Below are 25,919 nucleotides of genomic sequence, written 5' to 3' on the forward strand. Positions count from 1 at the left end.
TGAGTTACTTTCTATTTTGCGGCACGCGACGCAGCGCGCTTATGGCGAATGATTTCAACCACGCCTGGCAATATCGACACCACAATAATCCCTACGATCAGTAACTTAAGGTTATCCTGAATCATAGGGATCGTACCGAAGAAATACCCCGCATATGTGAAGAGCAGCACCCATAAAAGCGCGCCAATGACGTTATACGCGGCAAAATGGCGATAAGACATATGTCCCATACCCGCAACAAACGGCGCAAAGGTTCTGACAATCGGGACAAAACGGGCCAGAATAATGGTTTTTCCGCCATGCTTTTCATAAAACTGGTGAGTCTTATCAAGGTAACTGCGACGGAAAATTTTTGAATTCGGGTTACTGAATAACCGTTCGCCAAACAATCTGCCGATCGTGTAGTTCACCGCGTCGCCGACAATCGCGGCGATCAGCATTAACATCACCATAATATGTACGTTGAGATCGTTGGTTTCCAGCGACGCCAACGCGCCCGCCACAAACAGCAACGAATCCCCCGGCAGAAACGGCGTCACCACCAGTCCGGTTTCACAAAACAGGATCAGGAACAGAATGGCATATACCCAGACGCCGTATTCCGCGACCAGCTCCGCCAGGTGCACGTCAATGTGCAGGATAAAATCAATCAGAAAATAAATCAGGTCCATATTGATGCCTTATACGACTCAAATTAGTCCGCCAGAAACAGCGGGCCCAGTGGCGTTTTGGGAAGGTCAAACCGTTCCGGGTAATCAACCGCAACCAGGTACAACCCTTCCGCTTTCGCCGTTGCTGCTGAAAGCCGCCTGTCCTTCGCCGCCAGCAACTCTGCTATCCAGCTCTCCGGCTGGTTGTGGGCGCCTACTTCCATCAGGCTACCGACAATATTCCTGACCATATGATGTACAAAGGCATTGGCTTTGATATCGACCACCACATATGCACCGTGACGCGTCACGTTAATGTGCATCACGTTTCGCCACGGCGTACGCGACTGGCACTGTACCGCGCGAAACGAGGTAAAATCATTTTCACCAATCAGACACTGCGCCGCCCGGTGCATACGTTCCGCGTCCAGCGGCTCATAAAAGTGCGTAACCCCATGACCTAAAATCGCCGGGCGCAACCGATGATTGTAGATGATGTAGCGATAACGGCGAGCCGTTGCGCTAAACCGGGCGTGAAAATCCTCAGGTACAGCTTTAACCCAACGAACCGCGATGTCACCAGGTAAATTCGCATTTACACCCAGCGTCCATGCCGCGTCTTTACGCAACGCGGTGGTTTCAAAATGCACCACCTGCCCCGTTCCGTGTACGCCAGCATCTGTCCGCCCGGCGCAAAACACGTTAACAGGTTCGTTGGCAACCTGAGAAAGCGCTTTTTCCAGCTTTTCCTGAACGCTACGCACTTCGTTCTGGCGTTGCCAGCCATAATATTTGCTGCCGTCGTACTCAATGCCCAGCGCAATTTTATAAACTGGCGGTTGTTCCACTGCTGACATCAGTACAGGTACTCCTGTACCAGTTTTTCCGCGGTTTTGACCGCCATCAGCGCGCCGCCAAAGCGAACGTTATCGGCCACCGACCAGAACTGAACCTGCTCCGGCATGCCATAGTCGTTACGCACACAGCCGACAGAAAGCTGCGGATTGCCTGACGCATCGCCCACCTGAGTCGGGAAGTCAGTCTCTTCAGACAGCACAATATCTTCGCCGCGAGAAAAGGCATCGCGCGCCTCTTCCGCCGCCAGCGGGCGCAGCGCTTCAAAACTGACCATTTGCGCATGGCCATAAAATACCGGCGACTGAATGCAACTGGCGGAAATCATCAGCCCGTCGTCCTGCAAAATCTTACGCACTTCGTCAACGATACGGCGCTCTTCGCGCACGCTGCCTTCACTGTCCGGCAGGAGCGGCAGCATGTTAAACGCCAGTTGGCGACCAAAGAAATCATCTTCGTCGATAGGGATACCGTTGAGCAGTTTCGCGCTCTGACCGGCCAGCGCATCCACCGCTTTTTTCCCGTGTGCCGAAGCGGAAAGCAGGCTGGTGACGCTAATGCGCGACAGACCGCCTTCATCAATCAACGGCTTCAGCGAGGCCAGCAACTGGCTGGTCAGACTGTTGGCTACGGCGATCACATTGCGGTTGCGGTAATCGGCCAGCACAGACGGGTTCACTTCCGGCACCACTAATGGCACATCCGGTTCCAGGGCAAACAGGCCGCTGCTGTCGATCACCAGACAGCCCGCATTGGTGGCTTCCTCAACCCATGCGGCAGAGGCTTCAGCGCCAGCGACAAAAAACGCCAGCTGCGCCTGCGTCCAGTCAAAATCAGCGACATCCTGCACAATGACAGACTTGCCGCTATAGCGCAGATGTTCGCCCGCACTTTCATTACGCGCCAGCGCATAAATCTCACCGACCGGGAACTGACGTTCAGCCAGCGTTTCGAGCAGGGCTTCGCCTACGGCGCCTGTTGCGCCCAGGATGGCAATGTTCCAGCCTTCAGACATGGTGGTTTACTCCAGAAATAGCAAAGCTCCCCGCGCTATGCAGGGAGCGACAAAAAGAATGTTAATGGGCCGGATGATGAACGGCGTTGAAACCGAGCTTATGCAGCAGCGTGGCGGCACTGACATCGTCGCACATCACGTACAAGGAAGACCATTCACGGCGCTCAAGGTAATTCTTACGCAGCTTATCAAACTCGCCCGGAATTCCGGCGACTTTACGCAGTGGCGCATCATCGCGGCGCACATCATACACCAAATGCGCCAGCCTTTTCAGTGTCGGCTGATCCAGCGGGCCATGCAGCGTAATACGCCCAAACTCCGGCGCGGGTAGCAGCGTATCCAGCGCCACTTTTTGCGCCCGTCCGATAAACGTACTATAGGCTTCAAAGACCTGCGTGGTGCCGCGCGCCTTCCCTTCCAGGGTATAACCGGCAATGTGCGATGTGCCGATATCAATTTTTTCCAGCAGCGCCACGTTGAGATCGGGCTCCCCTTCCCAGACATCAAGCACCACGCTCAGCGACTGCCCGGCATTCAGGCGCGCCAGCAGCGCGGTGTTATCCACCACCGGGCCGCGACAGGCGTTAATCAGAATCGTCCCCGGCTTCAGCCGCCCGATCAGCGCCTCATCCGCCAGGTGCAGCGTCTTGTAAGGCCCCTCTTTATACAACGGCGTGTGGAACGTCAGAATATCCGCTTCCTGGACCAGCTCATCCAGCGAGCGGAAATCACCTTCATCGCCCCGGTCCGCACGCGGCGGATCGCACAGCAAAGTGCGAATGCCCAACGCTTCCAGCCTCGCCTGCAAGCGAGCGCCAACATTACCTACGCCGACAATCCCCACGGTGCGGTCGCTTAAAGCAAAACCGTCACGCTCCGCCAGCATCAGTAAAGCGGAAAAAACATATTCAACAACAGCGATAGCATTGCAGCCAGGCGCCGCTGAAAACCCCACGCCAGCCTGCTTAAGCCACGCCTCATCCACATGATCGGTCCCGGCGGTTGCGGTACCGACAAATTTGATGGATTTCCCCCCAAGCAGCGCTTCATTCACTTTGGTGACTGAACGCACCATTAACGCATCCGCATCATCAAGTTCTGCAACGGGAATGGGGCGACCGGGAACCGCTTTGACCTCGCCCAGACGGCTAAATAATTCGCGGGCATAAGGCATATTTTCATCAACGAGGATTTTCACGTCTGCGTACCTGTTTGAGAACGAGAGTTAACCGGGCAAGTGTGCCATAATCTGGCCGCCAGGCATACTTTGCTAAGATTTATGGTTTAAGGATAAGTGATGATGCAACCCATTTCCGGTACTCCCGCACGCCCTCCCGGTGAAGGTCAGACTGCGCCTTCCGTTGCCGGAGAACAGCCGCTATCCACCCAGCAGCGCACGGTGTTGGAACGCCTGATTACGCGTCTGATTTCGCTGACGCAACAGCAAAGCGCGGAAGTCTGGGCCGGAATGAAACACGATCTGGGCGTAAAAAGCGACACGCCGTTGCTGTCGCGCCACTTCCCCGCCGCAGAACAAAATCTCACGCAACGCCTGAGCGTCGCTCAGCAGAACCACGCGAATCGTCAGGTGCTCTCGCAGTTGACGGAATTATTGAGCCAGGGGAACAACCGCCAGGCCGTCAGCGATTTTATTCGCCAACAGTACGGTCAGACGGCGCTCAGCCAGTTAACGCCCGAGCAGTTAAAGAATGTGCTGACGCTACTGCAACAGGGGCAACTTTCCATTCCTCAGCCTCAACAACGTCCGCCAACCGACAGACCGTTATTGCCTGCCGAACATAATACGCTCAACCAACTGGTGACGAAGCTGGCCGCCGCGACGGGCGAATCGGGCAAACTTATCTGGCAGTCCATGCTGGAACTTTCCGGTGTGAAAAGCGGCGAGCTGATCCCTGCAAAACAGTTCACGCACCTGGTCACCTGGCTGCAAGCGCGTCAGACCCTCAGCAACCAGAGCGCGCCTACCCTACAGACGCTACAGGCGGCGCTAAAACTGCCGCTGGAGCCGAATGAATTCACGGCGTTAAGAGATTACGCCCAGCAGACATATCAGACGTTGCCGCATACAATTCTGACAACCGCTCAGGTTCAGGATCTGCTGAACCAGGTCTTTCTGCGCCGCGTTGCGCGCGAAAGAGAGTTAACCGAGCCGCATCACATTCAGCCGATATACAGCCCGTTCGCCCCGCTGATTGAAACCATCAAATCCGTAACGGCGCGACCGGGGCTGATCTTTATCGCACTGGCGGTTGCCTTCATTCTGTTCTGGCTGGTGTCTTAACCCCGGCGAAACGACAGCAGCGTCACCACAATCCCCACGACGGCAGAGATCGCCCCGGCGAGGAACACGGAAGAGTAGCCGCACGAGGTGGCTAACAGCCCGGCCAGCGGGCCGGTAACGCCGTAGGAGATGTCCTGAAACGCGGCATAGCCGCCAAGTGCCGTACCGCGTACCTGAGAAGGTACGCGCTTCACCACTTCAACGCCCAGCGCCGGGAAGATGAGCGAGCACCCTGCCCCGGTTAACGCCGCGCCCAATAGCGCAATCCAGGCCACAGGCGCCAGCCAAAGCAGCACCAGCCCTGCCGTTTCGACCAACAGGGACGCAACCGCCACCTTCACACCGCCAAAGCGATCCGGCATCCAGCCAAACAGCACGCGCATCAGCACGAAAGCGCCGCCAAACGCGGTCAACGTAAAACCGGCCATCGCCCAGCCTTTACTGGCGAAATAGAGTGAAATAAAGGTGCCGATAACGGCGAAGCCAACCCCCTGTAGCGCCAGCCCCAGGCCCGGCTTCCAGATGAGGCCGACGACGCTCCACAGCGACGGACGTTCGCCCGCGTGCGCAGGTACTTTACGCACGGTGCCATTAAATGCCCAGGCCAGCAGCGGCAGCGCCATTGTCGTTCCTGCCAGCGCCGCAAAACCGTAATGGCTGTGAATCAGTAAACCAAGCGGCGCACCGGCAGCCAGCGCGCCGTAAATCGCCATGCCGTTCCACGACATCACTTTACCGGAGCGCGAAGGCCCTACCAGCCCCATCCCCCAGGTCAGAGTTCCGGTCAGTAGCTGGCTTTCGCCAAAACCCAGGATCAGTCGCCCGACGATCAGCAACGCGAATTTTACAGGTACAGAAACAGGTAACAACGCCGCCAACAGCCACGCGCCCCCCGCCAGCGCGCAGGCCAACATCCCCTGTAGCGCGGAACGTTTGGCGCCATATTGATCGGCAAGTCGCCCGGCGTAACCACGGGTCAATACCGTTGCAAGGAATTGAATGCCCACCGCGATGCCGACCATCGTGTTGCCATAGCCCAGCTCATGGTGAACAAAAAGAGGGATTACAGGTAACGGTAAACCGACCGTCATATAGGTCAGAAAAACCGCAAAAGCGATACGAAAAAGCGAAAAATTCGCAGAAGGTGTTTTTTCTTTTTGGGATACAGCTGTCATGCGTTACTCCAGAATGCAGAGTAAGGCGAGGAAATGCCACGCCCCCTCCACCTGACCATCAGGATTAAGGTGCGTTGGATAACGTTAAACGCTTACGCATTATCATGGGGATAATGTTGAAGGTGGAGTTTGCCTGTAAAATCAGGTTGTTGTCAATGCAATAAAAAGGGAGCCATTATCGGCTCCCCTGTAGGCCTGATAAGCGAAGCGCCATCAGGCAAACGTTGATGTCGGATAGCGGCGTAAACGCCTTATCCGCCCAACGTCTTCAGATTTACGCTTTCAGCTTACGCATAACCAGCGTCGCGTTGGTGCCGCCAAAGCCGAAGCTGTTGGACATAACGGTCGTCAGCTCGCGATCGGTGGCTTCGGTTACGATGTTCAGACCTGCCGCTTGCTCGTCCATCTCTTCAATGTTGATGCTCGGCGCGATAAAGCCGTGTTCCAGCATCAGCAGCGAATAGATAGCTTCCTGCACGCCAGCCGCACCCAGAGAGTGACCGGTCATCGCTTTGGTCGCGGAGATAGCCGGGCTCTTATCGCCAAAGACTTCACGAATTGCGCCCAGCTCTTTCACGTCGCCTACCGGCGTAGACGTACCGTGGGAGTTCAGGTAGTCAATCGGAGTGTCAACGCCGTGCATCGCCATCTGCATGCAGCGCACTGCGCCTTCGCCTGACGGTGCAACCATGTCAGCGCCATCGGACGTTGCGCCATAACCGACGATTTCTGCATAGATGTGCGCGCCGCGCGCCAGAGCGTGTTCCAGTTCTTCAACCACAACCATACCGCCGCCGCCCGCGATAACGAAACCATCACGGTTCGCATCATAGGTACGGGAAGCTTTAGACGGATCGTCGTTGTATTTGGTGGACAGAGCACCCATCGCGTCGAATTCACACGCCATTTCCCAGCACAGCTCTTCACCGCCGCCGGCAAAGACGATGTCCTGTTTGCCCAGTTGAATCTGTTCAACCGCGTTGCCGATGCAGTGTGCAGAGGTCGCGCAAGCAGAGCTGATGGAGTAGTTCACGCCGTGGATTTTAAACGGCGTAGCGAGGCAGGCAGAAACGCCGGAGGCCATCGCTTTGGTCACTACATACGGGCCAACGGCTTTCAGACCACGCGGGCTACGCATGGCATCTGCGCCAAAGACCTGGAATTTCGGGGAGCCGCCGCCGGAACCTGCAATCAGGCCAACGCGCGGGTTATTCTGGTAAGTTTCTACAGAGAGACCCGCATCAGCAATCGCCTGCTCCATAGAAAGGTAAGCATAGATGGATGCGTCGCTCATAAAGCGCACTACTTTGCGGTCAATGAGGCCAGTGGTATCCAGTTTGACGTTACCCCAAACATGGCTACGCATGCCGGAGTCCTTCAGCTCCTGAGAGAAAGTGATCCCTGAACGTCCTTCACGCAGAGATGCCAGGACTTCCTGCTGGTTATTACCGATGCTGGAAACGATGCCCAGGCCAGTAATCACTGCACGTTTCATTCAATACCTCTGTAAGTCGCACTATTTTAAGATTCGACTCGCACAATAGCGTACACTTGTACGCCGAACAAGTCCGATCAGCCAATTAATATGGAAATTTGCGCCTCCGGGCGCACATCGCTAAGATCGTGACACTGCCTGTCAGACGAGTAACTTACGTGAAACAATACGCTATACAACCTGCCAACCTTGAATTCAACGCTGAGGGTACACCTGTTTCCCGAGATTTCGATGACGTCTACTTTTCCAATGATAATGGGCTGGAAGAGACGCGTTATGTTTTTCTCGGCGGCAATCAGCTTGAGGAGCGTTTTCCTCTGCACCCTCGCCCATTATTCGTGGTGGCAGAGAGCGGTTTCGGCACTGGCCTTAACTTCCTGACGCTCTGGCAGGCGTTCTCGCAGTTTCGCGACGCTCACCCTGAGGCTACGCTACAAAGATTACATTTTATCAGTTTTGAAAAATTTCCCCTGACGCAGGCCGACCTCGCTTTAGCCCATCAACACTGGCCAGAGCTTGCCCCCTGGGCACAGCAGCTACACGCACAGTGGCCGCTGCCGCTGGCCGGGTGCCATCGCCTGATTCTTGATGACGGTCGCGTGACGCTGGATCTCTGGTTCGGCGATATTAATGAACTGACGGGGAAACTGGATGAATCCCTGAACCAGAAAGTGGACGCCTGGTTTCTGGATGGTTTTGCCCCTGCGAAAAACCCTGACATGTGGACGCAGAATCTGTTTTCCACCATGGCGCGACTGGCTCGCCCCGGCGGAACGCTGGCGACGTTTACCTCTGCGGGATTCGTGCGCCGGGGGTTGCAGGAGGCAGGGTTCACGATGCAAAAACGCAAAGGTTTTGGCCGCAAGCGTGAAATGCTTTGCGGCGTCATGGCGCACGCGCTGACGTCCCCCTCCCCGACGCCGTGGTTCACCCGCAGCGGCAGCGCCAAACGAGACGTCGCAATCATCGGCGGTGGCATCGCCAGCGCGCTGCTGTCGCTGGCGCTTCTGCGCCGCGGCTGGCAGGTAACGCTCTATTGTTCAGATGAGCAGCCCGCGCAAGGCGCATCCGGCAATCGTCAGGGGGCGCTTTATCCCCTGCTCAGCAAACACGATGCGGCGATTAACCTCTTTTTCCCGAGCGCGTTTACGTTCGCGCGGCGTCTGTATGACGTGCTGCCGGTGACTTTCGACCATGACTGGTGCGGCGTCACGCAACTGGGTTGGGACGAAAAGAGCCAGCACAAAATCAATCAGATGCTGTCGCTGGCGTTGCCCGATGCGCTCGCAGTGGCTGTAGATCCAGACCAGGCGCAGCAGGAAACAGGCGTGGCGACACACTGTCGCGGAATAACATATCCGGCTGGCGGCTGGCTGTGCCCAGCACAGTTAACCGCTGCGCTGCTGGCGCTAGCGGCCACACAAGGGCTGCGGAGGCATTATACACACACGCTCACCGCCCTTTCGCGCCAGGCCACAGGCTGGCAGTTGCAATTTGCAGAGGGTAAGGCAGTTGAACATGAGGTGGTCGTGCTGGCAAACGGGCATCAGATTAACCACGTTGACCAGACGCTTCCGTTACCGGTCTATTCGGTGGCCGGTCAGGTGAGCCATATCCCGACGACGCCTGCGCTTTCCGCATTACGCCAGGTGCTGTGCTACGACGGATACCTCACGCCGCAAAACCCTGCCACTCATCAGCACTGCATTGGCGCCAGTTACCATCGCGGCAGTGAGGAAACTGCCTATCGTGAAGACGATCAGCAGCAGAATCGCCAGCGCTTGATCGACTGCTTCCCGGATGCCGCATGGGCAAAAGAGGTTGATATCAGCGAAAAAGCGGCGCGCTGTGGCGTACGCTGCGCCACGCGCGATCATCTGCCGATGGTCGGAAATGTGCCGGACTATGATGCAACGCTCGCACAATACGCCGCCCTTGCCAGACAGAAAGACGCCGCCGAACGCGCGCCGGTTTATCCTGATTTGTTTATGCTGGGAGCGCTCGGATCGCGCGGGTTGTGTTCAGCCCCGCTCTGCGCGGAAATTCTCGCGGCGCAAATGAGTGAAGAGCCCATTCCGATGGATGCTGACACGCTGGCGGCGTTAAACCCGAATCGCCTGTGGGTACGGAAGTTATTGAAGGGAAAAGCGGTGAAATAAGTCCATCCGTTGGATGAACGTTAACGCCACCCGGCAAGGTGAAAATGCCGGATGGCGACGCATCCGGCCTACGCGTCAATGGCCTTCTGGAACAGGTTATCCCACATCTCTTTCACTAACGCCTGGTCACGCGGCGACAACTCGCCTGCGCCAATCGCTTTTTCCAGGCTGCTGGTGACGTTGGCATACACCGCTTCTGCGGAATGGTCATCACCGCCTTCCAGTTCTGCAACTGCTAACGTCAGGTGGCCACGCAGATATCCGCTGGCAAACAGCTCGTCATCGCTTGCGTGCTCTACCATATCGTCGATTAATGCCAGAATGCGTGATTCAAACTCCGCGATCATCTTCTTTCCTCATTGTAAACGTGGCGTCGGCCTCAGTTGAGTGCTTCCGGCCACGGGAACTGTTCCGCCGTAATGTCAGGCGTGTGATAATAATTCTGTAACGCTTTAATAAACCGGGCCGGGCGTTCAGGAATGCCTTTTTCCAGGTACTCCATCACCTGGGCATGAACCCGGCGCTGAAATACCACGCGATCCGGTTCGAAGTCCCCTTCCAGGTTGTCGCAACTGACGTTAAACGGATAACCCGCCGCCACGCAAAACAACCAGTCAAAGGCCTGCGGTTTCACTTCCACGTCTTCAAACTGGCTTTGGGTTTGCGCATCACGCCCATCCGGGCAATACCAGTAACCAAAATCCACCAGCTCACGACGCGCCTTTCCGGCAATACACCAGTGCGAAATCTCATGCAGCGCGCTGGCGTAAAAGCCGTGCGCAAAAACAATCCGGTGGTACGGCACGTCCGCATCAGCAGGAAGATAGACCGGTTCGTCATCGCCTTTAATCAGACGGGTATTAAAATCGTCGGCAAAGCAGCCGTTAAAAATATCAATTAGCTGTTGGTAATGATGCGTACTGTTCATTAGTTCATCCCCAGCAAGTGGAGAATCTCCTGTCCGTGGTTATCATAAAGTAGTTTGGCGCTCATCACCGCAGAGACGATGACAATCATCGGGCGAATGAGCTTCTGTCCTTTGCTTAACACCAGTCGCGAGCCCATACGAGCGCCCAGAAACTGGCCAATCAGCATCACGAAACCTGTCGCCCAAATGACTTTACCGCCAATAGCGAACAGCAACAGGCCGCCAATATTCGAGGTGGCATTCAACACTTTGGCATGGGCGGTGGATTTCGCCAGGTTGTACCCGCACAGCGTCACAAACGCCAGCGCGTAAAACGATCCGGCAGCCGGGCCGAAGAAGCCATCGTAGAATCCGACGCAGCCCCCGGCGACCAGCGCGAAAGGCAGACCATAAAGCCGACGCTGACGATCCTCTTCGCCGAGTTTCGGCATCAACAGGAAGTAAAGGCCAATACAAATAACCAGCACCGGTAAAATCTGCCGCAAAATGCTCGCCTGGACATATTGCACCAGTAACGCGCCGCTCATTGAGCCAATGAACGTCATCAGAATATTGAGTTTCTGATCGGCAAGATTGACCACTTTGCGACGAATGAAATAGATTGACGCGGAGAGTGAGCCGCCGCAGGCCTGCAATTTATTGGTCGCCAGCGCCTGTGCTGGCGACATGCCTGCCGCCATTAATGCAGGGATCGTTAATAAGCCGCCTCCCCCCGCCAGCGAATCAATAAATCCAGCCAGCATTGCCACGAAAAAAAGAACAATCAATAACAGCGGGGACACCATAAACAGATTTAAAAAATTGTCCATTAGAGTACATGCTCATCCAGTAGCGCCTGGCAGGAAGGCGGCAACGGTGGCGGTGTCTTCTTCTCAGGCTTTGTTGTTCCAGGTTCAGGAGGTTCAAACCAACTTTGTAGTTCTGCGCCGCATCCATCGCCAGGCGGAGGCAAAGGCTGATCTTCGCACTCCAGGCTGTCGGCAGGGCAACGTAATCGTACATGCATATGCGCACGATGCTGGAACCAGGGTCGCACTTTACGCAACCAGTCACGATCGGTTCCGGCATCCAGGCATAGCTGCTGTTTAATGGCAGGATTAACAAAAATACGCGTGACGTCGTTATCTTCCGCCGCCAGTTTTATCAGGCTGGAAATTTCCGGCTTCCACAGCGAAGGCACCACATGTTTGCCGTCGCGGGAGACCAGGTCAATTGCCTGAGGTCGCAGTAGCTGCGCCTGCGTCCAGCGTGTTTTCGGCAGTTGCAGAAAAATATCGACATCGAGCCCGGTCTGGTGGCTGGCATGTCCGCCGTTGAACCGCCCGCCCGCAGGCATCCCCATATCGCCGATCAACACCGTTCCAAACCCAAGATTGCTGACCTGAGTGCTCAGTCGTTGAATAAACATCACGAGATCGGGATGACCAAAATAGCGGCGCTGATCGGTACGCATCACCTGATAGTGTTCGGACTGCACGGGAAGCGTGTCTGCCCCAACAATGCAGCCATTCGAAAAGCCGCCGATGGATTGCGCACTTCCGGGAACAGGATGCGTAATTTTCTGCCAGGGCGTCGCCGCCAGGCTGACGCTGCTGACCAGAAGAGCCAGCAACGCGAGTGCCGTTTTTTTCATTGATTACCAGCGTGGAATATCAGTCTTTACATCCGCATTTTGCGCGCGCTGACGCAGAAGGTGATCCATCAGCACGATCGCCAGCATGGCCTCAGCGATCGGCACGGCGCGGATCCCAACGCAGGGATCGTGACGCCCTTTGGTGATCATCTCGACTTCTTCACCAAAGCGGTTAATCGTACGTCCCGGCACCGTAATACTGGAAGTGGGTTTCAGCGCCATATGTGCAACAATTTGTTGCCCGCTGCTGATACCGCCGAGAATACCGCCCGCATGGTTGCTCAGGAAGCCCTCTTTGGTAATTTCATCGCGATTCTGGCTGCCTCGCAACGCGACCACATCAAACCCATCGCCAATCTCCACGCCTTTTACCGCGTTGATGCTCATCAGCGCATGAGCGATGTCCGCATCCAGACGGTCAAAGACCGGTTCACCAAGCCCTGCCGGAACGCCGTTTGCCACGACGGTCACTTTTGCCCCAATCGAATCGCCCTCTTTCTTCAGGGCGCGCATCAGTTCATCCAGCGCGTCGATTTTATCTGGATCAGGACAGAAAAACGGGTTTTGTTCAACCTGCTGCCAGTCTTTGATTTCAAGCGGAATATCGCCCATCTGGGTCAGACACCCCTGAATGACGATGCCGTGTTTCTCCGCCAGATATTTTTTAGCAATCGCGCCAGCCGCGACGCGCATCGCCGTTTCACGAGCGGAAGAACGACCGCCGCCACGGTAATCGCGCAGACCGTATTTCTGCTCGTAGGTATAGTCGGCATGGCCCGGGCGGAAAACGTCCTTAATGGCGCTGTAATCTTGTGAACGCTGATCGGTATTTTCAATCAACAGGCCAATGCTGGTGCCCGTCGTCACGCCTTCAAAGACACCGGAGAGAATTTTCACCTGGTCCGGTTCACGACGCTGGGTCGTGTAACGCGAGGTTCCCGGACGGCGTCTGTCGAGATCGTGTTGCAGGTCGGCTTCCGTTAGCGGAATGCCCGGCGGAACGCCATCAACGATACAACCGAGCGCCAGCCCGTGTGATTCACCAAAAGTCGTTACGCGAAAGAGTTGTCCAAGTGTATTTCCTGCCATCACGGCTCCGTTATCGTTGTTGTGTTGTTGACCGTTGATTAATCTTTATAGATGCTGAAATGCTCGCGAGCCGCAATGAGCTGCGCTTTCGTCAGCATAAAGACACCGTCGCCGCCGTTATCGAACTCCAGCCAGGTAAACGGTACATCGGGATATTGTTCTATCAGATGTACCATGCTGTTTCCGACTTCACAAATCAGAATACCGTCATCGGACAAGTAGTCCGGCGCGTTGCCCAAAATACGGCGGGTCAGTTTTAAACCGTCAGTGCCGGACGCCAGGCCCAGTTCAGGTTCATGACGATATTCATTCGGCAGATCGGACATATCTTCCGCATCAACGTACGGCGGGTTCGTCACAATCAGGTCATACTGCACTTTCGGCAGATCGCGGAACAGATCGGAGCGAATCGGCGTGACATGGTTGAGCAGACCGTGCTCTTCAATGTTGTGTTCGGTTACGGCTAACGCGTCGCTGGAGATATCAACGGCATCCACTTCCGCCTCCGGGAAAGCATAAGCACAGGCGATAGCGATACATCCGCTGCCGGTACACATATCCAGAATGTGGTGCGGCTGCTCGCTGATAAGCCCCGCGAAGCGGTTGTTGATCAGCTCGCCAATCGGCGAACGTGGCACTAATACGCGTTCATCAACATAGAATTCATGGCCGCAGAACCAGGCTTTATTGGTCAGGTAGGCCACCGGAATACGCTCGTTGACACGACGAATGACCCGTTCAACAATGCGGTGACGTTCGCTGGACGTCAGGCGCGCGGTGCGCATGTCTTCTGGAATATCCAGCGGTAGATAAAGTGACGGCAGTACCAGCTGTACGGCCTCATCCCACGGGTTGTCCGTACCGTGACCATACCAGATATTCGCCGCGCTAAACCGGCTTACCGCCCAGCGCAACATGTCCTGAATGGTATGCAGCTCACTCACTGCTTCATCGACGAAAATTTTATCCACGTATTCCTCCAGGGCATGCTCGCATTAAATTCGGCGGCTAGTTTGCCACGAAGACGGCGATAAATCAGCACTCACGCGGCGCCAGAGCGTGAAAATTGCGTTTTGGCTGAACGAATGTCCCCTGAGTCGGGTAAACTAACGCAAAATAAAAGATGAGACGTTCGAATGAAAAAGAAAACATCGCTCAGCGAGGAGGACCAGGCGTTGTTCCGGCAGTTAATGACCGGCACCCGCCAGATTAAGCAGGACACCATTGTCCACCGACCGCAACGTAAAAAAATCACAGAAGTCCCGGTCAAACGTCTGATACAGGAGCAGGCTGATGCCAGCCACTATTTCTCCGATGAATTTCAACCGTTATTGAATACCGACGGCCCGGTGAAATATGTACGTGCCGACGTCAGCCATTTCGAGCTGAAGAAAATGCGTCGGGGCGACTATTCGCCGGAGTTGTTCCTGGATTTGCACGGTCTGACGCAACAGCAGGCCAAGCAAGAGCTAGGGGCGCTGATTGCCGCCTGTCGCCGCGAGCATGTCTTTTGCGCCTGTGTGATGCACGGCCACGGAAAGCATATTCTTAAGCAACAAACGCCGTTATGGCTGGCGCAACATCCGCACGTTATGGCCTTCCATCAGGCGCCAAAAGAGTACGGCGGGGACGCTGCGCTGTTGGTATTGATTGAAGTAGAAGAGTGGTTGCCGCCGGAGCTTCCCTGACAATGTCGGTTGCCGGATGGCGGCGCAAGCGCCTTATCCGGCCTACGGAGTCAGTGCAGGATGTAGGCCTGATAAGCGAAGCGCCATCAGGCACAGTATCCAACCGACGATAATAACGTTAAATCGCCTTTGCCATTTTCAGATTACACGGGCTCATCTGCCAGTTGAAAACCCCTTTGCCGCTTTCATCAAGCGTTACGCTGGCAATCGCAGATGTGGTGAACATTGGCGGCGTCTCGCCAGGACAGAGTTCAGACACCAGATATCCCACCAAAGGCAGGTGAGAGATCACTAACACCGATGCGACGCCTTCATTCGCCAGCGTCTGCAACCAGGCGCTGACCATACCGACATCGCCGCAAGGAGTAAGCTCCGGCAAAACGTCCACATTGCCAGGCAGGTTCATACATTCCCCTACCACATCCAACGTTTGTTCGGCTCGTAGAAACGGGCTCACCAGAACACGTTCGATATCCACTTTTTGACCTTTCAGCCAGTTCGCCATAAGGCGGGATTCGTCACAACCACACGAGGTTAAGGGACGAACCGAATCACTGGCGGCATCGAGGGCCGCGTCGCCGTGACGCATGATAAAAACTTGCATATTGCACCGCTTTTGTTAACCAGAATCACCCACATTCTTAGCAAAAACCCTGACGGGTATGATAAAAATGCGGTGGCCGGCATTGTGCCTTATCCATTCACCGAATGAAACGCTGTTTTTTACCTCAATGGCGTAAGTATAGTCAATCTTTGTTTACAAATTGACCACCACACAGTCATTCGGTGCGGTCTCGTCCTGATATGACCTTATTCCTTCAGGTCTGTTTCCCCACTGTTCCAGAAACGTTCACCGCGTTCAGCCATCCGCAATAAGCGCTCGCACGGGGTAAACCGGTCGCCATACTGCGTAGCCAGTCGTTGCAGAACCGCAACCACTTCACCCGCGCCGAGAGTGTCCATATAACGGAACGGGCCGCCAAGAAACGGCGGAAAACCAATACCAAATACCGCGCCGATGTCGCCATCACGCGCGCTGCGGATCACCTTCTCATCAAAGCAGCGCGCCGCTTCATTGAGCATTAACATCACGCACCGCTCAGCCATTTGCTGCGCAGAAAGTCGGCTCTGCCCTTGCGTACCAATAAGCCTATAAATTGCAGGGTCGACCTGTTTTTTGCTTTTACGCCCTTTCACGCCATAAAGATAGAAACCGCGACCATTTTTTCTGCCTTTGCGATCGTCATTCAAAATTGAGGCAACAACGTTTGCAGGCGCGCTAAAACGTTCGCCGTAAGCGGCTTCCAGTACAGGTATAATTTTAGTGCCTGTATCGATGCCAACCTCATCCAAAAGTTGGATTGGCCCGACCGGAAAACCAAACTTGACCAGCGCGGCGTCGATCGCTTCGACGCGTTCACCTTCGGTCAGCAGCCGTATTGCTTCGTTGATATACGGGGCAAGAATACGATTAACGTAGAACCCGGCTTTATCGCTGACCACAATCGGCGTTTTGCCCTGTTTTTTCGCCAGCTTAACGGTCGTGGCGATCGTCTGCGCAGAGGTTGTCGCATGAGGAATGACCTCCACCAACGGCATTTTTTCTACCGGGCTAAAGAAGTGCAAACCAATCACCTGCTCAGGCCTGGCCGCGTTAGCCGCGATGTCGCCGATGGGTAAAGATGAGGTGTTGGAGGCAAAAATGGTGTGAGGAGCGCAGTTTTGCTCGACTTCCGCCACCATCTGCTGTTTTAACGCCAGATCTTCAAACACCGCTTCAATAACCAGATCCCGATGCGAGAAGCCGCGGTAATCCGTTGAGCCGGAGATTAGCGCCAGCTGTTTGTCGCGTTCGCCCGCTTTGATATGGCGGCGGCGAACTTTGGTTTCAAGCTGATCCCAGCTGTACTTCAGCGCGTGGTTGATGCCTTTGGCATTAATATCTTTGATGCGAACCGGCAAGCCGCCTTTACAGGCCGTCACGTAAGCAATACCGCCGCCCATCAGACCTCCGCCCAGCACGCCTACGCTGGCTAACGGGCCAGGCTGCGCATCGCTCCCCGGATCTTTTTTCACTTCGGTACTGGCAAAAAAGATATTCCGCAACGCCTGCGACTGCGGCGTCATCGCCAGCTCGCCAAACGCCCGCGCTTCCGCGTCGTATCCGCTGCTGCTTCCCTGCGCCAGCCCGGTTTCAATCACCTCAAGGATTCGCTCTGTCGCCGGGTAATTACCCTGCGTTTTCTGCCCGGTTTTTTTACTGACCATGCGAAACAGCAGCGTGCGCCCAAGCGGCCCCGCCAGAATACGTTCACGCACCGGTAAATTCCGCTGAGCGGAACGCCCTTTAATCGCCAGTTCCACGGCGGCCTCAAGCAAGATGGCGTGCGGCACGACCTCATCCACCAGACCAACCCTGAGCGCTTGTTTTGGCCGTAACTGCTTACCGGTGAGGATCATGTCCAGCGCCGTACTCACCCCAACCAGGCGCGGTAATCGCTGCGTACCGCCAGACCCTGGCAGCAGCCCCAGTTGCACTTCCGGCAGGCCCAGCACGGTTTTCGCATCATCAGTACAAATGCGCCGATGGCAAGCCAGCGCCATCTCTAACCCACCGCCGAGACACGCGCCGTGAATGGCGGCGACAACCGGAACAGACAGCGCCTGAATTTCAGCCATTATCTGCTGGCCCTGACGCGCCAGCGTTTCAGCTTCCTGCACGCTTTTGCAGTTGCCGATCATGTTGATATCCGCCCCCGCGATAAAGTTATCCGGCTTCGCAGAAATAAAAACCACACCGCGCAGCGCCTTGTTTTCCCGAATCTGTTTCAGGATGGCGCGAACCTGCGTCGCGAACTCCGCCTTCAGGGTATTCATTTTCTCACCGGGGACATCAATAGAGACGACCGCGACGTTATCCAGACGCACGTTAAGCGTGAAAGCCGATGTCATGTCCATTATTCCGCCTCCAGAACCATTGCCGCCCCTAAACCTCCCGCTGCGCACGCGGTCACCAGGCCAAAACCGCCTCCCCGACGGCGTAGCTCATGCAGGGTTTGCGTGATCATCCGCGCCCCCGTTGCGGCAAACGGATGTCCATAGGCAATCGACCCGCCGAGGACGTTAAACTTACTGTCATCCACTTCTCCGGTCGCATGCGCCCTGCCCAGCACGTCGCGGGCAAAACGCTCGCTGCCAAGCAGTTGAATGTTAGCCAGCGTCTGGGCGGCAAAGGCTTCATGCATATCAATTAACGAGAGATCGGCCAGCGTTAATCCGGCCCGCTCCAGCGCCAGCGGCGTCGACCAGGCCGGGCCCAGCAGCATGTCCTGCCAGACGTCAATTGCGGTAAACGCATAGCTACGCAGATAGCCCAACGGCGCCAGGCCAAGTTCTTTAGCGCGAGACTCCGTCATCAGGATGACGGCTGCCGCGCCATCCGTCAGCGGTGTACTGTTCGCCGCCGTGACCGTCCCGTGTTGTCGATCAAACGCGGGGCGCAGCTTCGCATAATCAGCCAGAGTAGAGTTGCCACGAATATTATTGTCTTCAGAGAAAGGCTCTTTATACGGCGGCGCATATGTCGTCATCACCTCATCCGCCAGTTTACCTTCAGCCCAGGCCTGCGCGGCTCGTTGATGAGAACGATGCGCCAGCGCATCCTGCTGCTCACGCGTAATGCCATAGGTTTTCGCCATTTGCTCGGCCGTATCGCCCATCCGCAGCCCGGTGGAATATTCAGCGACCGCGGGCGGAACAGGCATCAGGTCTCGCAGACGCAGGCGGGAAAAGAGTTTGAGTTTTTGCCCGGTCGTGCGGGCTTTATTGACGTCCACCAGTATACGCGCCAGCTTTTTGCTGACGCCAATGGGTAACACGGAAGAGGAGTCCGCGCCGCCAGCAATCCCCGCGCGAATCGTCCCCGCCATCAGGCTTTCCGCAACATTCGCTACCGCCTGAAAACTGGTCGCGCACGCCCGGCTTACGCTGTAGGCATCGGTGTGAACATTCATCCCCGTACCCAGCACAATTTCCCGGGCGATGTTGGGAGCTTCAGGCATTTGCACCACCTGGCCAAAAACCAGTTGCTCAATAACCTCGGCAGGTATTTCACTGCACGCCAGCAATTCCCCAACAACCATTTTTCCCAACTCAACAGCAGGAATGCCATGAAAAGCGGTGGCCTGACGAGCAAACGGCGTACGTAATCCGCTTACAATGGCGATACGATCGCCCTGGCGGGTAACCAGTGGTAAAGCCTGACTCATAACATTCCCCTGTAAAAAAATAAAATAAGTGGTCTGACCTGATCACAGTCTTAACCAATTTTTTACATTTCGCCAAGCGGAGACGCCAGAAAGTGAGAGCTAAGACACAGAGGATAGTAACAGAGGGTTACGAAAATGCCCCTGCCAGAATTTGACAGGGGCATTCAAAGAAGGGGATTAACGCAGACCCAGCTGGAAGATCAGCGTTTCAGCTTCGCAGGCGAAGACAAAGTCGATGTCCAGACGCACGCCTTCAGCTTCTTCGGTAAAGGTGGATGTAATCTGGCAAGGTTCAGATTCCACACCACGCGCTTTTTCTGTCAGAGCCGCCAGCGTTTCTTCGGCCTGCGCGCGGTTTTCAAACACACGGCTGTAGGACGCGGTGCAATCGGAGTTGTCCATAATGGTGCCAACATCCATACAGCAGCAAACCGGGGTTTCATCAGCACTGCATTTACTCATTGTAGATTTCCTCTGTATTTGCACTCAAGGTGCCAGATAAATATTGAGGATATTTTACGCTCGTGGAAAAAGGCTCTCCAGTCGTTAATGACGCAAAATGGGATAAGTGACCGAAATCACACTTAAAAATGATCTAAAACAAAAATCGCCCAATCGAGTGAGTGCGCCAGGCCTCAAATTTGCCAGCTGGATCGCGTTTCTACGATCACAATTGAAAAATATTATAAACATACTTGCAACATTCCAGCTGGTCAGACCTATACTCACGCCACTGGTCTGATTTCTCTGTCGTACCTCAGACCCTACACTTCGCGCTCCTGTTACGGCATGTAACATAGTTTGTATAAAAATAAATCGATGAGGTTATGGTCATGAGCCAGAAAACCCTGTTTACAAAGTCTGCTCTCGCAGTCGCAGTGGCAATCGTCTCCACACAGGCCTGGTCTGCAGGCTTTCAGTTAAACGAATTTTCTTCCTCTGGCCTTGGCCGGGCTTATTCGGGTGAAGGCGCTATCGCAGATGATGCCGGTAACGTTAGCCGCAACCCGGCGTTAATTATGATGTTCGATCGCCCCACCTTCTCTGCGGGTGCAGTGTATATCGATCCAGATGTCAATGTGACCGGCCGCTCTAACTTAACCGGGCAAAATGCCAACGCGAATAATATTGCGCCAACAGCGTGGGTTCCTAACCTGCACTTCGTTGCGCCAATCAACGATCAGTTCGGTTGGGGGGCATCCATTACCTCCAACTATGGCCTCGCCACCGAATTCAATAAAGACTATTCAGCCGGTATCTATGGCGGTAAAACAGACCTGCAAACGGTGAACCTGAACCTCAGCGGTGCCTATCGCCTGAATAATAGCTGGAGCTTCGGGGTTGGTTTTGATGCGGTTTACGCGAAGGCTAAAATTGAGCGCTATGCGGGCTCCCTCGGTCCGGTGCTTTCACAACAGCTGGTTGGACAAGGCGTACCCTCTCAGTGGACGGATGGCATTAACTCCCCTGACTCCCAGATCGCCCACCTGAAGGGTGATGAGTGGGGATTCGGCTGGAACGCAGGCATCCTGTATGAACTCGACAAGGATAACCGTTGGGGCCTGACCTACCGCTCTGAAGTGAAAATCGACTTCGAAGGCGATTACAAAAGCTCCATTAACCCAAATCTGAACAATATTTTCGCCAGCATGGGGCTTTCAAGCCTGCCATACGGCACTGGCGGCGCAACACAGAATGGTTCCTTAACCCTGAACCTGCCTGAAATGTGGGAAATCTCCGGTTATAACCGCGTCGCGCCGCAATGGGCTATCCACTATAGCCTGACTTATACCAGCTGGAGCCAGTTCCAGGAGTTAAAAGCCAAAGGCGACGACGGCCAGACGCTCTTCTATAAAGATGAAAGCTTTAAGGATGCGTACCGTATCGCGTTGGGTACGACCTACTACTACGATAAGAACTGGACTTTCCGTACCGGTATCGCGTATGACGATAGCCCGGTTCCGGCAAACAAACGTTCCATTTCTATTCCCGATCAGGACCGTCTGTGGCTGAGCGCGGGTGCAACTTACGCCTTCAATGAAGATGCTTCTATTGACGTTGGCGCATCCTATATGCACGGTCAGAACGTGAAATTCACCGAAGGGGAAGGCCCGGCAGCTTACTCCTTCAAGTCTGACGGTAAAGCCTGGCTGTTCGGTACGAACTTTAACTACGCGTTCTGATTTTCATCAGACGTAAAAAAAGGTGAGTCTTTTGACTCACCTTTTTTATTAGCCTCGTGTGGTTATTCAGAATCAATCTCTTTGAGATCGTCCTGAATCGCCTGGGCATTCGGGTTTTCCTGCGGTTTAAGCTTCCCGCCGTTAGCGATGAAGTCATGACGCTGGAAGTATGCTTCACGCACCAGAATATACGGGTCGGAAGACTGACGCAGCAGACCATCGGAATCCAGCAGTTGCGCGCGGGTTTCAATTCCTTCAATGGTCCATTTACCAATCGACATCGGCCAGGTGAGCCAGGAAAGTACCGGATAAAGGGTATCGGCCATATCACCGCCATCTTCACGCAGCGTGAAGCTGCCATAGAACGGAAGTTGCACGTAGGGGCCATACCCCACGCCGTAATGGCCTAACGTACTGCCGAAACGGTGCGGTTCAACACGCTGTAGTTTTGGATTCGCCATCCCCGCAACATCAATAAAGCCCCCCATCCCCAAAATACTATTCAGGAAGAAGCGGGTGAAGTGCACCATACCCTGATAGGGATCGCCCTGCAGGAAATAGTTCACCATAATCGCAGGCTCTTCGAGGTTGCTGGTAAAATTACTCAAACCATTTCTGGCAGGCTGCGGAACATAATCACGCCAGGCGACAGCGACCGGTCGAACGACATACGGGTCCAACACGTTAAAGTTGAAGTTGTACATGGTGCGGTTAAATCCTTCGAGCGGATCTGAACGCCCCTGCTGTTCTGTACCGGAGCTTGCACATCCCACCAGCAGTGTGCTCCCCAGCGCAAGCGCCGACAGGCGAAGCTTCATAAATGTCTCCCTGTTGATTATGGCTATCGCTGATTGCCATCCATGACGGAACGAGACCGTATCCGCCTGTTTAGGTGTGAGCGATTGTAACAGCACGTCAAATGATGTCTATATACTGATTCTTGTTGATTTGATCATAGCCTGTAACTCTGGCTCATGGCGGGTTTCATTCTAACCGGGCGGGTAAAAACGCGCGTCGCCTTTTTTGCGATTTCAGAGTTTGCCCTGCCTTCAGTCGGATAAAAGCCACTACGCTTTAGACAGATGTGTTCATCACGAGGTCTCACAATGGATAAATTCAGCGAAGAGAAAATTGATCAACACAGTGACGAACTCGAAGTCGAAAGCGAAGAAAAACAACGCGGGAAAAAGATAGAGGTCGACGAGGATCGCCTCCCCTCACGCGCGATGGCGATTCACGAACATATCCGCCAGGACGGCGAAAAAGAGCTGGAGCGTGACGCCATGGCGCTGCTGTGGTCAGCCATTGCCGCAGGGCTATCAATGGGCGCCTCGCTACTGGCGAAAGGTATTTTTCACGTACAGCTGGACGGCGTCCCCGGCAGTTTTTTACTTGAGAATCTGGGTTATACCTTTGGTTTTATCATCGTCATCATGGCGCGCCAGCAGTTGTTTACTGAAAATACCGTCACCGCCGTTCTGCCGGTGATGCAAAACCCGACGATGGGCAACGCGGGTCTGCTGATGCGGCTCTGGAGCGTGGTGTTGCTGGGCAACGTAGTCGGTACTGGCATCGCCGCATGGGCTTTTGAATATATGCCTATATTTGACGAAGAAACGCGCGATGCGTTTGTCAAAATCGGCATGGATGTGATGAAAAATAGCCCTGGCGAGATGTTTGCCAATGCCATTATTTCCGGCTGGATCATTGCCACGATGGTATGGATGTTTCCTGCTGCCGGCGCCGCAAAAATCGTGGTGATCATTCTGATGACCTGGCTCATCGCCCTCGCTGACACGACCCATATCGTCGTGGGTTCGGTTGAAATCCTCTATCTGGTGTTTAACGGCACGCTGCACTGGAGCGACTTTTTCTGGCCCTTTGCTTTGCCCACGCTGGCGGGGAATATCTGCGGCGGTACATTCATCTTCGCGCTTATGAGTCATGCGCAGATTCGTAATGATATGAGCGCCAGACGCAAAGAAGAGGCCAGGCTGCGTGCCGGAAAGAAGGCAGAAAAGCAGAAAAAACAGTCCTGAATGGCGACTGTTTGAGCAGTCAGGCGGCGATATACTTACTGTGCAAGGTAAAAAACGCTATACTCGTGCCGCCTCGTCTCCTTAGTTAAATGGATATAACGAGCCCCTCCTAAGGGCTAGTTGCAGGTTCGATTCCTGCAGGGGACACCATACATACCTCTCCTGACGTCTGCCGGGTTCAGTAAAACCACCACAATCAGCCATCGTCTTGTGATTTTGCATTTCTACATTGCCACGCGGCAGACAGGATGATGCGTGATTCAGTCCTGCCGCCCCACAACGTTCGAGTATTCACCAGGCGGTATAAGCTGAACGCTTATTCTTATTCCTCTTGTATGACAAAGGATTCCGCCACACTCGCAGAAAAATAGTGTGTTGCTTTTTTATCCAGAATGATGTCATCCAGTTGCTGCTGTATTTGTCTGTCATCGACAGTCGCTCTGTCGTGCTGACGCAGATGTTCAGCCAATGACGACACCATGAATGTTTCAATAAATTCATTGGATTTCTCAGGAACTACAAACAGTCCCCAGGCGTAACCGCCATCCCTTAACCGGATATTTTTTAACTTTTTCATCAAACTGATAAATTGGCCATTCTTTTCAGCATCGACATGATAATAAACAGACACCAGCATCGGGCCGTTATGGCCGGTAATATCATTAAGACCGTCCTCAGCAAGGCTAAAGTGGTCTGAATGCTGCAAGTTAATATTGTCATGGTCAATTTTTACCTTTAATACGCATAACCAGACAACGACAATACCGATTGCGGCAGAAAGTAATGCTGTGGTTACTGACGTATGCGAGGCAATTTGTCCCCAGACCAGAGAACCGAATGCCATTGACCCGGAAAATACGGTCAGGTATAAGGCCAGCCCTCTTGCGCGAACCCAGTCCGGGAGCGCTGTCTGGGCTGATATCATGAGCGTTGACAAGGTAATAATCCAGCTGAAACCAGCCACAATACTGGCGAAAATGGCGGCATATTGAGATGCTGCTCCGGCGAATATCAGTAATACGGCAGCAGTACCGAATGTTCCTGAAGTAATAAGAGCGCCGGCACTGAGTCGCTTACGCAGCGCGGGCAAACTGAATGCGCCACAGACAGCGCCGATCCCGATACTGGTTGTTAACACGCCATATAATGTTGCATCTCCCTGAAGTGAGAGTCTCACCACCAACGGGAGCATTGCCCAATACGCGCTGGCAAAAACAAAGAAGCTGGCAGCCTTTATTATTGTTCTCATTAATTCCGGGCTGTAACGGGCATAACGCAAACCTGAAACCATTGCGGCAACAACAGATTCAGCCGGAAGACTCCCGTTCGTTTTTTCTTCTCCTTTCCACCACCATACCGCAGCAATAATCGCAATAAAACTCAACGCATTCAGAAGAAAAGGAAGATAAAGACCGACCTGTGAAATCAAAATACCGGCCAGCGCGGGCCCGATCGCCCGGCTGATGTTAATACCCATACTGTTTAACGCAATCCCGGACTTTAATTCATGAGGTTCAACAATAGCAGGTACAATGGCCTGCCATGCCGGGCCTAAAAACGCGGCGCCGGATCCGAGAATAAACGTGATGAATAATAACCATCCGATACTGACAACATTAAAATAGACGATAATTGCGAGCAGAGACGCGGCACACAGCATCATAATATTAACAAGAATAAGTAATTTTCTCTTGTCGAAAATATCCGCAATGGCCCCCGCCGGTAACGCCAGCAAGAATACGGGCAGCGTGGTCATTGCCTGAATAGCGGCAATCATGACAGGGTCCGGGCTTAAATTGGTCATCAACCAACCGGCGCCAACATCATTCATCCAGGTCCCGATATTGGAAAAGAGTGTGGCTATCCATAACATGAAAAAAACACGGTTACGTAAAGGTGACCATGCTGATGAATGTTGTTCTGCCATATAAATATGCCCTCCAGCTTAAGATGACCGGTAATCATTTACTTGTCACAGGTATCAACGATATCGTAATCAAAATACAAAACAGGAAAAGAAGATTTATGGGGAATATTTAGATACAGTCCCTTATCTCATGACATTACCTTTTATAAAAATAAATAACAAGAATTAAAATCCACGTTCAGACAATACCATCTCCGGTAGAAATGTGCCTGATAATCCTTAAATAAAGTGTCATCACTGAAAAATAGAGACTATTCATGGACATCACTCTCATTATAGAACACAACCACATAATCCAGTGGGTGAAAATCAACATTAACAACACATGTCGGACAGTGAATTTCAAAAAATGAGACAATAAATTCATATCGCGATATTGTGAGAAGCCAACAAATGAACCTCTAACAACTGCCAGAGAAAACATTCAGTACAAACAACACGTTAAACAACACCCCAATGCCGACACACCCAAATCGACTTATTCCACCTTATCGCAACAGATTCATTTTTAAT

23 protein-coding genes and 1 tRNA gene are annotated in these 25,919 nt (G+C 53.9%); 6 read left to right on the forward strand and 18 right to left on the reverse strand.

All coding sequences use genetic code 11. From position 1 onward, the window contains the following. Positions 1-11: 11 nt before the first annotated feature. The 4 genes from OGX93_RS19210 to pdxB all read right to left on the reverse strand — a co-directional run bounded on the left by OGX93_RS19210 (position 12) and on the right by pdxB (position 3,718). Entirely contained in the window at positions 12-671 is a 660-nt protein-coding gene (locus OGX93_RS19210) for a DedA family protein (RefSeq protein WP_012131452.1), read from the reverse strand. 23 nt (positions 672-694) lie between these two features. After that, positions 695-1,507, reverse strand: a complete 813-nt coding sequence (gene truA / locus OGX93_RS19215) for a tRNA pseudouridine(38-40) synthase TruA (protein WP_012131451.1) — start codon at positions 1,505-1,507, stop codon at positions 695-697. Continuing rightward, complete coding sequence (locus tag OGX93_RS19220; protein ID WP_012131450.1) at positions 1,507-2,520, reverse strand: aspartate-semialdehyde dehydrogenase; 1,014 nt, start codon at positions 2,518-2,520, stop codon at positions 1,507-1,509. The genes truA and OGX93_RS19220 overlap by 1 nt, the downstream gene beginning before the upstream one ends. A 61-nt stretch (positions 2,521-2,581) precedes the next feature. After that, entirely contained in the window at positions 2,582-3,718 is a 1,137-nt protein-coding gene (gene pdxB, locus OGX93_RS19225; protein ID WP_286449220.1) for a 4-phosphoerythronate dehydrogenase PdxB, read from the reverse strand. Positions 3,719-3,820: 102 nt separating this feature from the next. Here pdxB and flk point away from each other — a divergent pair, with 102 nt between their 5' ends. Next, a complete protein-coding gene (gene flk, locus OGX93_RS19230) occupies positions 3,821-4,822 on the forward strand; it encodes a flagella biosynthesis regulator Flk (protein ID WP_286449231.1) in 1,002 nt (333 codons plus the stop codon). Here the strand turns inward: flk and OGX93_RS19235 are convergent. Together OGX93_RS19235 and fabB are read right to left on the reverse strand one after the other, a co-directional pair. Beyond that, entirely contained in the window at positions 4,819-5,997 is a 1,179-nt protein-coding gene (locus OGX93_RS19235) for an MFS transporter (RefSeq protein WP_012131447.1), read from the reverse strand. The two genes, flk and OGX93_RS19235, sit on opposite strands and share 4 nt — an antisense overlap. A gap of 274 nt (positions 5,998-6,271) precedes the next feature. After that, complete coding sequence (gene fabB / locus OGX93_RS19240) at positions 6,272-7,492, reverse strand: beta-ketoacyl-ACP synthase I (RefSeq protein WP_047462293.1); 1,221 nt, start codon at positions 7,490-7,492, stop codon at positions 6,272-6,274. Between the two features lie 158 nt (positions 7,493-7,650). Here fabB and mnmC point away from each other — a divergent pair, with 158 nt between their 5' ends. Next, the gene (gene mnmC, locus OGX93_RS19245) at positions 7,651-9,651 is read left to right on the forward strand and encodes a bifunctional tRNA (5-methylaminomethyl-2-thiouridine)(34)-methyltransferase MnmC2/FAD-dependent 5-carboxymethylaminomethyl-2-thiouridine(34) oxidoreductase MnmC1 (RefSeq protein WP_286449222.1); all 2,001 of its coding nucleotides are present in this window, start codon (positions 7,651-7,653) and stop codon (positions 9,649-9,651) included. A 68-nt stretch (positions 9,652-9,719) separates the two neighbouring features. Here the strand turns inward: mnmC and OGX93_RS19250 are convergent, their stop codons facing one another. The 6 genes from OGX93_RS19250 to prmB are packed head-to-tail and all read right to left on the reverse strand — an operon-like array spanning position 9,720 to position 14,272. Next, positions 9,720-9,998 (reverse strand): YfcL family protein, encoded by a 279-nt coding sequence (locus tag OGX93_RS19250; RefSeq protein WP_071260202.1) that lies wholly within the window; start codon positions 9,996-9,998, stop codon positions 9,720-9,722. 32 nt (positions 9,999-10,030) lie between these two features. Then, a complete protein-coding gene (locus OGX93_RS19255) occupies positions 10,031-10,579 on the reverse strand; it encodes an elongation factor P hydroxylase (RefSeq protein ID WP_012131442.1) in 549 nt (182 codons plus the stop codon). Continuing rightward, positions 10,579-11,388 carry a sulfite exporter TauE/SafE family protein gene (locus tag OGX93_RS19260; RefSeq protein ID WP_012131441.1) on the reverse strand — a complete coding sequence of 270 codons (810 nt, stop codon included), beginning with the start codon at positions 11,386-11,388 and terminating at the stop codon, positions 10,579-10,581. The genes OGX93_RS19255 and OGX93_RS19260 overlap by 1 nt, the downstream gene beginning before the upstream one ends. Continuing rightward, positions 11,388-12,212, reverse strand: coding sequence for a penicillin-insensitive murein endopeptidase (gene mepA / locus OGX93_RS19265; RefSeq protein ID WP_112001875.1), 825 nt, complete (start codon positions 12,210-12,212; stop codon positions 11,388-11,390). Before mepA ends, OGX93_RS19260 begins: the two co-directional genes overlap by 1 nt. Positions 12,213-12,215: 3 nt before the next feature. Next, the gene (gene aroC, locus OGX93_RS19270) at positions 12,216-13,301 is read right to left on the reverse strand and encodes a chorismate synthase (RefSeq protein WP_012131439.1); all 1,086 of its coding nucleotides are present in this window, start codon (positions 13,299-13,301) and stop codon (positions 12,216-12,218) included. A 38-nt stretch (positions 13,302-13,339) separates the two neighbouring features. Then, positions 13,340-14,272 (reverse strand): 50S ribosomal protein L3 N(5)-glutamine methyltransferase, encoded by a 933-nt coding sequence (prmB, locus tag OGX93_RS19275; protein WP_012131438.1) that lies wholly within the window; start codon positions 14,270-14,272, stop codon positions 13,340-13,342. 165 nt (positions 14,273-14,437) lie between these two features. On the opposite strand from prmB, the gene smrB reads away from it, so the two are divergent. Further along, the gene (smrB, locus tag OGX93_RS19280; protein WP_012131437.1) at positions 14,438-14,989 is read left to right on the forward strand and encodes an endonuclease SmrB; all 552 of its coding nucleotides are present in this window, start codon (positions 14,438-14,440) and stop codon (positions 14,987-14,989) included. 118 nt (positions 14,990-15,107) lie between these two features. On the opposite strand, the gene sixA is transcribed toward smrB, so the two are convergent. The 4 genes from sixA to OGX93_RS19300 all read right to left on the reverse strand — a co-directional run bounded on the left by sixA (position 15,108) and on the right by OGX93_RS19300 (position 19,719). Beyond that, positions 15,108-15,593 carry a phosphohistidine phosphatase SixA gene (sixA, locus tag OGX93_RS19285; protein ID WP_012131434.1) on the reverse strand — a complete coding sequence of 162 codons (486 nt, stop codon included), beginning with the start codon at positions 15,591-15,593 and terminating at the stop codon, positions 15,108-15,110. A gap of 206 nt (positions 15,594-15,799) precedes the next feature. Continuing rightward, positions 15,800-17,947 carry a fatty acid oxidation complex subunit alpha FadJ gene (gene fadJ, locus OGX93_RS19290; RefSeq protein WP_286449223.1) on the reverse strand — a complete coding sequence of 716 codons (2,148 nt, stop codon included), beginning with the start codon at positions 17,945-17,947 and terminating at the stop codon, positions 15,800-15,802. After that, positions 17,947-19,257 carry an acetyl-CoA C-acyltransferase FadI gene (gene fadI, locus OGX93_RS19295; RefSeq protein ID WP_286449224.1) on the reverse strand — a complete coding sequence of 437 codons (1,311 nt, stop codon included), beginning with the start codon at positions 19,255-19,257 and terminating at the stop codon, positions 17,947-17,949. Before fadI ends, fadJ begins: the two co-directional genes overlap by 1 nt. Positions 19,258-19,434: 177 nt before the next feature. Further along, on the reverse strand, positions 19,435-19,719 hold the full coding sequence (locus tag OGX93_RS19300) for a YfcZ/YiiS family protein (RefSeq protein ID WP_024130148.1): 285 nt from the start codon (positions 19,717-19,719) through the stop codon (positions 19,435-19,437). A 371-nt stretch (positions 19,720-20,090) separates the two neighbouring features. Here OGX93_RS19300 and fadL point away from each other — a divergent pair, with 371 nt between their 5' ends. Further along, positions 20,091-21,440 carry a long-chain fatty acid transporter FadL gene (fadL, locus tag OGX93_RS19305; protein ID WP_024130146.1) on the forward strand — a complete coding sequence of 450 codons (1,350 nt, stop codon included), beginning with the start codon at positions 20,091-20,093 and terminating at the stop codon, positions 21,438-21,440. 62 nt (positions 21,441-21,502) lie between these two features. On the opposite strand, the gene mlaA is transcribed toward fadL, so the two are convergent. Beyond that, positions 21,503-22,258 carry a phospholipid-binding lipoprotein MlaA gene (gene mlaA / locus OGX93_RS19310; protein WP_024130145.1) on the reverse strand — a complete coding sequence of 252 codons (756 nt, stop codon included), beginning with the start codon at positions 22,256-22,258 and terminating at the stop codon, positions 21,503-21,505. 288 nt (positions 22,259-22,546) lie between these two features. On the opposite strand from mlaA, the gene OGX93_RS19315 reads away from it, so the two are divergent. Together OGX93_RS19315 and OGX93_RS19320 are read left to right on the forward strand one after the other, a co-directional pair. Continuing rightward, the gene (locus tag OGX93_RS19315; protein WP_012131426.1) at positions 22,547-23,479 is read left to right on the forward strand and encodes a formate/nitrite transporter family protein; all 933 of its coding nucleotides are present in this window, start codon (positions 22,547-22,549) and stop codon (positions 23,477-23,479) included. 75 nt (positions 23,480-23,554) lie between these two features. Further along, positions 23,555-23,629: transfer RNA gene (locus tag OGX93_RS19320), tRNA-Arg, on the forward strand. A 172-nt stretch (positions 23,630-23,801) separates the two neighbouring features. Here OGX93_RS19320 and OGX93_RS19325 read toward each other — a convergent pair. Then, positions 23,802-25,406: an MFS transporter gene (locus tag OGX93_RS19325; RefSeq protein WP_198448625.1), complete on the reverse strand. Its 1,605-nt coding sequence runs from the start codon at positions 25,404-25,406 to the stop codon at positions 23,802-23,804. Positions 25,407-25,919 lie beyond the last annotated feature (513 nt).

The organism is Citrobacter sp. CK195 (assembly GCF_030333365.1).
GTDB classification, from domain to species: domain Bacteria; phylum Pseudomonadota; class Gammaproteobacteria; order Enterobacterales; family Enterobacteriaceae; genus Citrobacter_B; species Citrobacter_B koseri.